Origin of the sequence: Psychrobacter sp. AOP7-B1-24, assembly GCF_052376215.1 — a bacterium.
Classification (GTDB): Bacteria; Pseudomonadota; Gammaproteobacteria; order Pseudomonadales; family Moraxellaceae; genus Psychrobacter.
The window spans coordinates 1-306 of sequence record NZ_JBQSVL010000232.1; the positions used below are offsets into that span (position 1 = coordinate 1).

Annotated in this window: 1 protein-coding gene; it reads left to right on the plus strand. The window is 39.9% G+C overall.

Annotated elements, in window-relative coordinates; all coding sequences use genetic code 11:
- Window positions 1–279 (plus strand): IS1 family transposase (locus ACT3QP_RS15150; RefSeq protein WP_444526076.1); only part of this gene is annotated, 279 nt, incomplete at its 5' end.
- Between the last annotated feature and the right edge of the window lie 27 nt (window positions 280–306).

Below are 306 nucleotides of genomic sequence, written 5' to 3' on the forward strand. Positions count from 1 at the left end.
TTGAAAACAGCTAAGAAGCTAAGAGCCCGTCTTAAACAACTGAAAGTCAGCTATGGTTCTATTAGCATGGATAACTGGGATAGCTTTAAAACCGCCTTTAAAAGTGATAACAAACGAATTGGCAAACAGCACACCATAGGTATAGAAGGTAATAACTGTCGCCTTAGACACCGATTGCGACGAGCCGTTCGAAAGACCTGTTGCTTCTCAAAGAAGTTTGATAACCACTTTAAGGTGTTTGATTTGGTATTCTTCTATGTCAATTATGGCTATGTCTGATGCCAGCATACTTTTTAGAACACCACC